Origin of the sequence: Campylobacter sp. RKI_CA19_01116 (assembly GCF_025771405.1) — a bacterium.
In the GTDB taxonomy this organism is placed as follows: domain Bacteria; phylum Campylobacterota; class Campylobacteria; order Campylobacterales; family Campylobacteraceae; genus Campylobacter_D.
Genome location: NZ_JAKMQF010000009.1, coordinates 34,736 through 44,796, shown reverse-complemented (window position 1 = coordinate 44,796; position 10,061 = coordinate 34,736). Strand labels below are relative to the sequence as shown.

General features: G+C 29.8%; 9 protein-coding genes. 4 read left to right on the top strand and 5 right to left on the bottom strand.

Annotated elements, in window-relative coordinates:
• Positions 1-309: 309 nt before the first annotated feature.
• Positions 310-762, top strand: coding sequence for a DUF411 domain-containing protein (locus L8U41_RS07165; protein WP_263728176.1), 453 nt, complete (start codon positions 310-312; stop codon positions 760-762).
• A gap of 15 nt (positions 763-777) precedes the next feature.
• Here the strand turns inward: L8U41_RS07165 and L8U41_RS07160 are convergent, their stop codons facing one another.
• From L8U41_RS07160 to exbB, 3 genes are read right to left on the bottom strand one after another with little or no spacing between them, the layout of a single operon-like run.
• Entirely contained in the window at positions 778-1,431 is a 654-nt protein-coding gene (locus L8U41_RS07160) for an energy transducer TonB (protein ID WP_263728175.1), read from the bottom strand.
• On the bottom strand, positions 1,428-1,817 hold the full coding sequence (exbD, locus tag L8U41_RS07155) for a TonB system transport protein ExbD (protein WP_039628097.1): 390 nt from the start codon (positions 1,815-1,817) through the stop codon (positions 1,428-1,430). The genes L8U41_RS07160 and exbD overlap by 4 nt, the downstream gene beginning before the upstream one ends.
• Positions 1,810-2,241 carry a TonB-system energizer ExbB gene (gene exbB / locus L8U41_RS07150; RefSeq protein WP_149062773.1) on the bottom strand — a complete coding sequence of 144 codons (432 nt, stop codon included), beginning with the start codon at positions 2,239-2,241 and terminating at the stop codon, positions 1,810-1,812. The genes exbD and exbB overlap by 8 nt, the downstream gene beginning before the upstream one ends.
• A gap of 153 nt (positions 2,242-2,394) precedes the next feature.
• Between exbB and L8U41_RS07145 the strand changes: the two genes are divergently transcribed.
• Positions 2,395-4,485 (top strand): TonB-dependent receptor domain-containing protein, encoded by a 2,091-nt coding sequence (locus L8U41_RS07145; protein ID WP_263728174.1) that lies wholly within the window; start codon positions 2,395-2,397, stop codon positions 4,483-4,485.
• Here the strand turns inward: L8U41_RS07145 and L8U41_RS07140 are convergent.
• Both L8U41_RS07140 and rho read right to left on the bottom strand, forming a co-directional pair.
• The gene (locus L8U41_RS07140; RefSeq protein ID WP_263728173.1) at positions 4,482-6,014 is read right to left on the bottom strand and encodes a DNA polymerase III subunit gamma/tau; all 1,533 of its coding nucleotides are present in this window, start codon (positions 6,012-6,014) and stop codon (positions 4,482-4,484) included. The genes L8U41_RS07145 and L8U41_RS07140 overlap by 4 nt on opposite strands.
• A 2-nt stretch (positions 6,015-6,016) precedes the next feature.
• Positions 6,017-7,321, bottom strand: coding sequence for a transcription termination factor Rho (gene rho / locus L8U41_RS07135; RefSeq protein WP_039617780.1), 1,305 nt, complete (start codon positions 7,319-7,321; stop codon positions 6,017-6,019).
• Positions 7,322-7,496: 175 nt separating this feature from the next.
• On the opposite strand from rho, the gene L8U41_RS07130 reads away from it, so the two are divergent.
• Entirely contained in the window at positions 7,497-9,842 is a 2,346-nt protein-coding gene (locus tag L8U41_RS07130) for a heavy metal translocating P-type ATPase (protein WP_263728172.1), read from the top strand.
• Complete coding sequence (gene ccoS, locus L8U41_RS07125) at positions 9,839-10,060, top strand: cbb3-type cytochrome oxidase assembly protein CcoS (RefSeq protein ID WP_263728171.1); 222 nt, start codon at positions 9,839-9,841, stop codon at positions 10,058-10,060. The genes L8U41_RS07130 and ccoS overlap by 4 nt, the downstream gene beginning before the upstream one ends.
• Position 10,061 lies beyond the last annotated feature (1 nt).

Genomic DNA, 10,061 nt, shown 5'->3' with positions numbered 1-10,061 from the left:
TTATGGCTTAGATTTGTGTTGTTGGTTATTGAATTGTTATTTGGTGGGTTGTGGGAGGGGGTTAAAATATTTATAACAAATTTGGGTTTAAGTTTTTAATAGAGTTTATAAATTTTGTTTGAAATTATTCATTGAATGTTTTATTTGGTATATAGCTTGGGTTTTAGTTGTAGGTAAAAAAAAGTATTTGTGAGTGAAGTAAGAGTGTATTTTTGTTTTTTTATAGATTTTAAAATAAAAATTATTGGTTTTATAAAAAATATTAATTTTTATAATGTATTTTATCTTTTTGTTTTTTTTGGAGGATATATGAAAAAATTATTTTTAACTTTATCACTGGGTTTTGCAACTTTATTGGCTAATGAGAAATTATTAAATATTTATGAAAGTCCTACTTGTGGATGCTGTGATCTTTGGGCTAATTATATGAAAGATAAAGGTTATAAAGTACAAATACACAAAAGTGAGGATTTTTTAAAAATAAAAGAAAAAATGAATATTCAGCCTATGTATCAAAGTTGCCATACTGGTGTAATTGATGGCTATGCTATAGAAGGGCATGTGCCTGAAGATGCAGTTGCTTGGCTTTTGAAAAATAAACCCGAAGATGTTATAGGTATTTCTGCTCCTGGTATGCCTCAGGGAAGTCCTGGAATGGAGCAAGGCTATGAAGAAGAATACCCTGTAGTTTTGATGCTTAAAAATGGAGATTATAAAATTTATGGGATTTATAAAGGACATAATTTAGTCAAGACAAACTAAGCAATTTTGCTTAGTTTATTTTATTTTATATATTAATGGTATTCTTATATGAAAAGTTTTTTCATATTGTGGAAAATTCTTAGACGCTATACGTATAGTTTCTAAAGCACTATCGTTCAATAATTTATATTTTGATGGTTTTAATATTTTTAAATTTAATAGATTTTTATCTTTAGTCCATGTGAATTCTACTAAAATTTCTCCACTCATTCGCATTTTTTTAGCTTGTCTAGGATAGATTAAAGCTTCATCTATAGCTTGTTTGATTTCTTTTAAAAGTTCATTGTTATTAGCTAAAGATATGCTTTCTTGAGAAGTTATTGGAGTGTTTTTTTCTTGTGTTATAGTTTTTTGAGGCTTTATTTTTTCATTTAATTGATTTATTGCCTTGGTATTGGTTAAAGTATTTGTTTTTTTAGGTTGCATAATAGCTTTTTCTTTTGTTTGTTCTGGCTTTTTTATTTTTTCTTGTTTAGGTTGTTCGGTTTTTACTTTAGGGGAATCTTGTAAAAATTGTTTTATGGCTATATTAAATTTTTCTTCTTTTGAAGCGCTATGTTGTATATGTAAAAAATTCTTAGTATAAATAAAAATAAAAAATAAAGGCAAAAAGAGAAATAAAGTAATAAAAAATGACTGATTTTTATGATTGTTTATAAATGTTTTCATCTTTTTTGCTCTGTTAAAATTTGAAAATTTTCATGATTTTTATTTTTTAAAATATCAATAATTTTTACAAAACTTTCAAATTTTGCTTCTTTATCACTTTTTAACTCTACTAATGTTTTAGAATCTATAGTGTCAAATTTTGCTTTTATTTCTTCTAAGGAAGCTGTTTTTCCATCGATATAAAATTCATTTTCTTTATTGATTAAAATACTCACTTTGTCTTTATTTTCGTTTATGGAATTTGAATTTTCACTTTGAGGTAGATTGATTTTGATTTCACCATGCGCGATAAAGGTGGATATGCTTAAAACAATAGCTAGTAAAACAAGCATTATGTCTATAAAAGGAATGATGTTTAAGCCTTCATTTTTCGGTAATTTAAGCATTTTTATCCTTAAAAATACGATATGCGTTGCTCAAAGTTGATATTTTTCTAAGTAATCCATTGTAAGCCATTAAAGAAGGGATGGCAACTAAAATTCCTAATGCTGTAGCTTTTAAAGCTAGCGATAAACCAATAACAATAGATTTAACATCAATATTCCCACTTGCGCCCATGTCGTAAAATGTAATCATAATCCCCACTACAGTTCCCAAAAGTCCTACATAAGGAGCATTAGTGTAAATGATATAAAGCATGGTGAGATTTTCACTAATTGCATCATCAAATTTTTCTTGACATTGATAATCATTTAGCTTAATTTTTCTAAAAAACAATATACGTTCTATAGTGCACCATATAGCAATAAATGCCATTATTCCTAAAACAATAAATATAATTAAGTCAATGTAAGTTTTTAAAAATTCCATCTTATCCTCGTTTTATTTTTTGTGATTATATTACTAAAAATTAAATTTTTTATTAATAACAATTATCATAATTGATACAATAAATTTATTTTAAATTAATAATTATTATCATAATATTCCAGTTTTGAAAATTTATTTATAAGAAAGGAAATAATGAAAAAACATTGTTTATCGTTTTGTGTTGCTAGTTTTTTGGTCTGCAATGCTTTATCGCAAGAAGTTTTATTAGATAGCTCCATAGTAAGCGCTTCTGGTTTTTCTCAAGATATTAAAGAAGCCCCTGCTACTATAAATGTGATTAGCAAAAAAGATTTAGAAAGTAAGCCTTATAGAGATGTTGCCGAAGCTATTGCTGATATTCCTGGTGTAGATTTATTTGCTAGTAAAGGAAAAACTGGATCTTATAACATTACCATGAGAGGTATTACTGGATATACTTTAATTTTAATCGATGGACGACGACAAGGGATAGGCGGAGAAGTAGGGCCTAATGGTTTTAATGAAATTTCAAATTCATTCCTACCTCCAATTTCTAGCATAGAAAGAATAGAAGTAATCAAAGGATCAATGAGTACTTTATATGGCTCTGAAGCTTTAGGTGGTGTTGTGAATATCATCACAAAAAAAGTAAGCGATAAATGGGAAACATCAGTTAGTTTAGATAGTATTTTTAATGCACATAAAGAATGGGGTAATACTTATGGTACAAGTATATATTCAAGCGGCCCGTTGATGAATGATCGCCTAGGATTAACCTTACGTTTTAGAGAGTTTTACAGAGAACAGTCGAATGTTGAATTTAGCAATGGGAGCGGACAAAGAGTGCAAGGTGATCAAGCTCAAAGTCCTACAAAAGCTAACAATTTTAATTTAGGAACTAGGCTAAATTACTTAGTAGATGATTATAATACTTTGATATTTGATATTGATTTTTCAAGAAATCATTATGATAACAAAAAAGGCCAACTAGGAACGCTGACTAAGCCATCTGGTGATAATGGGGCTTTAACAGGTGGTTATACAGATACTATGCAAGTAGATAAGTTGGTAACTTATTTAAGTCATGAGGGGGTATATGAAGACTTTTCGATTACTTCTACCTTGCAGTATAACCGTGTAAGTAATGATGGTCGTGAGGTAGTTGGTCAAAAAACACAACCATTTTTAGGACAAAATAGAGATATAGTTGCTGAAGATATTATCGTAGATACAAGATCAGTTATTCCTTTAGGCCAAAGTCATATTTTAAGCGTGGGTGGTGAATATAGACTTGAAAAAATGCAAGATAAAATAGCTAATCCTACGAATTTTGATCAGTATTTATTAGCTCTTTTTGCAGAAGATGAGTATAGTGTAAGAGATGATTTAAGATTTACTTTTGGTGCAAGGTATAATCATCATGAAATTTTTGGAAATAATATTTCACCAAGAGCTTATTTGGTTTATAATCCTACTAGCGAACTTACTTTAAAAGGTGGTGTTTCAACGGGCTTTAGAACTCCATACGCTAATAGATTGATAGCAGGTGCTTATAATTATAGTGGACAGGGTAAATATCCTATGTATGGAAATCCAAATTTAAAAGAAGAAACATCGCTTAATTATGAATTAGCTGCTGTTTATAATAATGACTTATTTTATATTTCAGCAACTGGCTTTCTAACCAATTTCAAAGATAAAATTTCTAGTCAAAAATTCGACAAAGATAGCTTGATTTCGGGTGTTGGAAAATGCGAAGCTGAGTCTTGTTATCAAGCGATTAATCATGGCAAGGTTGAATACAAAGGCATAGAGCTTGGAGCAGGGATTACCCCTATAGAACATTTAAATTTAGATTTAGCTTATACTTATCTTGATAGTGAAGTAAAAGATGCACAAGATAAGACTGTGATAGGAAAACCAGAAGTGGATAGTTTAAAACACAATATCATGTTAAAAGCAAGTTATAATATCTTTAATAAATTCACTCCATGGGTAAAAGGTGAGTGGCAAATAGATCGTTATATGGGTGATACAAATATTAATAGAGAATACTATCAAGATGTCTTTTTAGCTTCTATGGGTGTGCGTTATGATATCAATAAAAATTGGAACATTAATGCAGCAATTTATAATCTTTTTGATAAAAGTTTTACAAATGATTGGGAATCTTATAAAAGTGGTACAGATGAAATTTGGGTAAATACTTATAACCGCATAGAAGAGGGAAGAAGAATTTATATTTCAATCAATGGTAGTTTTTAATTGTGTATAGTTGGGGAACCAAAGAGCTTGTTAAGAGCTTCTTTGGTTTCGTCTTTAGGATCGTATTTTTTAGCGTCTTTTTTAAAATTTTCAAAATGCTCATTTAGATTTGGAGTGCTTTTTACTTCTTGCTTTATAGGGGTTTTGAATATATCCTGTAATTTTTGCGTGTCTATTTTTTCTATTTTTTGAATTTTTATTTGTGCTTTTTCTCCAAAAAGCTCATGAAGTAATGTTTTGATTAATTTAAAACCATTGTTTAAAACCATTCTATCATCATCTTTAGCATGTGAGCTAATGCTTAAAATGTCATCTTCAAAAGAAACAAACTGTGTAGTTTTTTTGAAAACTTCAGCTAAGTCATAATCTCTTTTATATATTGCTTTTAAGAGATTTTCATAAGGACTAAGCTTTTCTTCTTTAGGGGTTTGTTGAATAGAATGAGTTTCTTGTTGTTTTGAACTTGGTGTGTTATCTTGTTTTGAACTTTTAATAGCCTCATCAATGCTTTTTAGATAAGTTGCTTCTATAAGCATGAAAGCCATAACACAAAGCACAAAGCTATCATCATCGCTAGAATTTAACATAGTCTTAGCGCGTGAAAGAATTCTAAAAAATCTTTCATAAATTAACATAGAAAAAAGATTATTTTTGGCAAAAAATGCTTCTTTTAGAAAAAATATCATCTCATCAATGACATTACTTGCTTCATAATCTTCAAATTCTTTTAAAAACTCAAGAACTTTATCCTTATCATTAGCTAAAATGGCTTGATAAAATTCTTCAATTTTAGCTGGATCTAAAAAGCCTAGCATAGCGGTGATTTTTTGTGTTTGTATATCATTTTGACAATACACTATGGCTTGATCTAATAAAGTTAGAGTATCTCTTAAAGATCCGTTTCCGCTTCTTGCAATGAGTTTTAAAGCTTCTTTTTCATAACTAATATTTTCTTTTTCCAAAATCCATTCAAGATGATTTAAGATATCATGGGTAGAAATTTGCTTAAATCTAAAATGCTGCGTTCTTGAAAGAACTGTGGCAGGAAGTTTTAAAGGATCGGTTGTTGCTAGTATAAATTTTACATAACTTGGTGGCTCTTCTAAGGTCTTAAGTAAGGCATTTGCTGCTTGTGGGGTGAGCATATGTACTTCATCGATAATAAAAATTTTAAACCTAGCTAAAGATGGAGCGTATTTGACTTGCTCGATAAGCTCTTGTATATCTTCTAAGCTTCTATGGCTTGCAGCATCCATTTCTATAATGTCTATATTAGAGCCAGTGAGTGAAGATAAACATTGAGAGCATTTTCCACAAGGATTAGCACTTGGTCCATTTTCGCATACTAGAGCTCTTGAAAAAATTCTTGCACTTGAAGTCTTTCCGCTTCCGCGTAACCCTGAGAATAAGTAAGCGTGCGCTAAACGGTTATTTTCAAGAGCATATTTTAAGCTTGTAGAAACAGTATTTTGCCCTACAAGCTCATTGAAATTTTTTGGTCTGTATTTAACAGCAAGAGCTTGAAGCATTGCTACTCATTCATGATAGATAATAACTCTTCATTGCTTTTAGTTTTTAGCATTTTAGAGTATAAAAATTTTAATGCTTCTATATCATCCATTTGCGAAATAGCTGATCTAATTGCCCAAATTTTTTGAAGTTTTTCAACACCTTGGAGTAATTCTTCTTTTCTAGTACCTGATTTTATGATATTAATTGCAGGATAAATTCTTCTATCTGAAATATTTCTATCAAGAACGATTTCGCTATTTCCTGTTCCTTTAAATTCTTCAAAAATCACTTCATCCATTCTTGAGCCTGTTTCTATCAAAGCAGTTGCTATAATGGTTAATGAGCCACCATGTTCTATATTTCTAGCTGCACCAAAAAAGCGTTTTGGTTTATGTAAGGCATTTGCATCAACCCCACCGCTTAAAACCTTACCACTACTTGGCGTAGCAGTATTATAAGCTCTTGCTAATCTTGTAATAGAATCAAGCAAGATAATGACATCTTTGCCTGTTTCTACCATTCTTTTTGCTTTTTCTATAACAAGCTCAGCTACTCTAACATGATTATAAGCAGGTAAGTCAAAAGTAGAGCTAAAAACCTCACCTTTAACACATCTTTGCATATCTGTAACTTCTTCAGGGCGCTCATCTACTAAAAGCACAATCAAATGAGCCTCTGGGTGATTTTTAGCAATAGCAGTAGCTAGTTCTTTCATTAGCTCAGTTTTACCAGTTCTTGGAGGTGCTACAATTAAGCTTCTTTGACCTTTTCCTATAGGAGCAAATAAATCAAGCATTCTACCTGTTAGTTTTAAAGGATCGTATTCTAATTTGATTTTTTCAGTTGGAAAAATTGGAGTAAGATTGTCAAATAAAGGTCTTTCTCTAGCTTCTTTTAATGGAAGATAATTAATCGCTTCAATTTTTAACAAAGCATAGTATTTTTCTTGATCTTTTGGTTCTCTAACTTGACCAGTAACTATATCTCCAACACGCAGAGCAAATTTGCGAATTTGTGAGTTTGATACATAAGCATCATTTACACTATCGCTTAAATTTGAATCCATTCCACGCAAAAAGCCATAGCCTTCAGGTGAAATTTCTAAAATTCCTGTAAAGAGTATAAAGCCACCTTTTTTGGTTTGTGCTTTTAGAATTTCAAAAATAAGATCTTGTCTTCTAAATTCTCTTGGGTTTTCTATTTCTGCTTCATTAGCAATTTTAACTAAGCTTTCTAGATCAAGCAACTTTAAATCTTCTATCTTATAACCTTCCACTGGAATGTGTGTTCTTTGATGTTGTTTTTTTTCTTTTGTATTTTCCATATATCCTCTAAAATGTAGAAAATGTAGTATTTAATAATGAATAAGAGATTTTATTCAAAAAAATGCTTCTTTGTCAAATTTTTTAAAATTATAATATAGCTTTGTAAATAATTTTTAAAATAGTGATTTTAAAAAATGATAAAATATTGTAAAAAATTATTGAAGAAAGTATAAGATGAAATGTAAACACTGCCAATTAAGTTTCAGACAAGATCAAATGATAGAAAAAAATGGAAATTATTTTTGTTGTAAAGGCTGTGAAAGTGTTTATGGGATTTTACAAGAAAATAATTTGGAAGAATTTTATGAAAAACTTGGCAATAAAACCCTAACTCCTGCCATAATAGAACATAATGTTAAAGATTATGAAAAATACATACAACAAACCAAAGAAGGTTTTAGTGAGATTTTTTTACTTATAGAAGAAATTCATTGTGCTGCCTGTGTTTGGCTTAATGAAAAAATTCTCATTAAAAGTGAAGGGGTGATAGAAGTTGATATTAATTCTATTACTCATAAAGCTAGAATTGTTTTTGATGAAAAAAGTATAAATTTAGCAAAAATTATCCAAAGCATAGAAAGTATTGGTTATAAAGCTAGTGTGTATTTGCCTACAAAGAATGAACAAAGAGCAACTCAAACTAAAAGAGATTTTTATGCAAAATTAATAGTTGCCATAGCCTGTGTGATGAATATCATGTGGATATCTGTAGCCAAGTATGCTGGGTTTTTTAGTGGCATGGAAGCTGATACTAAGGATATTTTACATTTTGCTGAATTTTTACTTTGTACCCCTGTGCTTTTTTATACAGGCTCAATCTTTTATAAAAATGCCTATTATGCTTTGAAATTTAAAAGTGTTAATATGGATACTTTGGTAATTAGCGGGGCAAGTTTAGCTTATATATATTCAATATGGGCAATGTTTTCAAGAGCTTCGCAAGTGTATTTTGATTCTGTGGCGATGATTATTTGTTTTGTTTTTATAGGAAAGTACTTAGAGCTTTTAAGTAAGAAAAAAGCTCTTGATACGCTTGATCATTTACGATCGTTTTTAAGTAGTGAAGTAAGGGTTTTAAAAAATGATAAAATAGAAAATATCGATGTAGAAGAAGTACAAATAGGAGATATTATAGAGTTAAAAGAAGGCGATAGAATTTTAATAGATGGAGTGTGTATTAGTGGTAATATTAGCTTGGATATGTCTAGTTTAAGTGGAGAGAGTCTACCGCTTGATGTGCAAAAAGATGATATGATTTATTCTGCTTCTTTGGTTTTAAGCGGGAATGCTTTATATAGGGCAAATGCGCTTTATAAGGATTCTAAATTAGCTAGGATTATTAATTTACTTGAAAACTCCAGTTCAAAAAAAGCCAAAATAGAAAAAATGGTACAGCAAGTAAGTAAGTATTTTTCACCTATTATCTTAACTTGTGCTTTACTTTGTTTTGCTTTTACTTTTTTTGTGTTAAATTTGGGTTTTGAAGAGGCTATGATACGCATGGTTTCTGTGTTAATTATAGCTTGTCCATGTGCTTTAGCTTTGGCTACTCCGGTGAGTTCTTTAGTAGCAATTAGTGCTGGTTTGAAAGAAAAAATTTTATTTAAAGAAGCAGGTGTTGTGGAGGATTTGAGCAAGTGTAATGTGGTTGTGTTTGATAAAACAGGGGTTTTAACAAAGGCTAGCTTAGAAGTTAAAAAAAGCTTTTTGGATGAGAGTTTGGATAAAAATGAGTTATTAAATTTCTTACACCTAACTAACCACCCAGTGGCTAAAAGCATTTTGAAATTTTTAGATGAAAAAATCGATGGCAGAATAGAATTTGAAAAAGTTCAAAATTTTCAAGCAAGAGGTTATAAAGCCTTTTTGGGCAAAGATGAATTTTTGGGAGGAAATGAGAAATTTTTCAAAGAAAATCATATGCAAGTACAAGAATTTCAAACCACGCATTTTATATTTGCTAAAAATAAAATTATATTAGCAGTTTTTGAGTTAGAAGATAGTATGAGAGAAAGCTCTGAAGAGTTGATTAGATTTATGAAAGAATGTAAAATGCAAATTTATATGTTAAGTGGTGATAATTTATCTGCTGTGAGTAAGGTGGCTGAAAAATTAAAAATAAATAATTTCAAAGCCTTGTGTATGCCAGAAGATAAAATGCAAATAATAGCTAATTTAAATCAAACAGGTAAGGTTTTAATGGTAGGAGATGGAGTAAATGATGCTTTAGCACTTTCTTATGCAGGTGTTGGAGTTTCTTTAAAAGAAGGTTCTGAGCTTGCTATGGAAAATAGTGATATTATATTGTTAAAAAATGACCTAAAAAGCTTACAAAAAGCCATACAAATAGCTAAAAAAACTTATCAAATTATTAAACAAAATTTGGCTTTTTCTTTATTTTATAATGCCTTGAGCATGCCTTTAGCTTTTTTTGGTTTGATTAATCCCTTAATCGCGGCTTTATCAATGTCTTTTAGTAGTATAATAGTGATTTTAAATGCTTTAAGGATTAAAAAATGAATGGTGTTTTAATGATGATGATAGGCGTTTCTTTGGTTGCTTTGTTTTTGGCGATTTGCGCTTTGCTTTGGGGTATAAAGAATAAACAATTTGATGATGATTATAAATTTACTACTTTAAATGATAGTGAAGAAGCTTTAAATGATGCGGTGATTTTAGAAAAAAGAAAAAAAGAAGCTTTAGAAAAGAACAAAAAACAGCCCCATAAAGGCTGTTAAA

Coding starts and splice junctions, on each gene's coding strand:
- L8U41_RS07165 (WP_263728176.1), top strand. CDS start 310: ATGAAAAAATTATTTTTAACTTTATCACTGGGTTTTGCAACTTTATTG.
- L8U41_RS07160 (WP_263728175.1), bottom strand. CDS start 1,431: ATGAAAACATTTATAAACAATCATAAAAATCAGTCATTTTTTATTACT.
- exbD (WP_039628097.1), bottom strand. CDS start 1,817: ATGCTTAAATTACCGAAAAATGAAGGCTTAAACATCATTCCTTTTATA.
- exbB (WP_149062773.1), bottom strand. CDS start 2,241: ATGGAATTTTTAAAAACTTACATTGACTTAATTATATTTATTGTTTTA.
- L8U41_RS07145 (WP_263728174.1), top strand. CDS start 2,395: ATGAAAAAACATTGTTTATCGTTTTGTGTTGCTAGTTTTTTGGTCTGC.
- L8U41_RS07140 (WP_263728173.1), bottom strand. CDS start 6,014: ATGCTTCAAGCTCTTGCTGTTAAATACAGACCAAAAAATTTCAATGAG.
- rho (WP_039617780.1), bottom strand. CDS start 7,321: ATGGAAAATACAAAAGAAAAAAAACAACATCAAAGAACACACATTCCA.
- L8U41_RS07130 (WP_263728172.1), top strand. CDS start 7,497: ATGAAATGTAAACACTGCCAATTAAGTTTCAGACAAGATCAAATGATA.
- ccoS (WP_263728171.1), top strand. CDS start 9,839: ATGAATGGTGTTTTAATGATGATGATAGGCGTTTCTTTGGTTGCTTTG.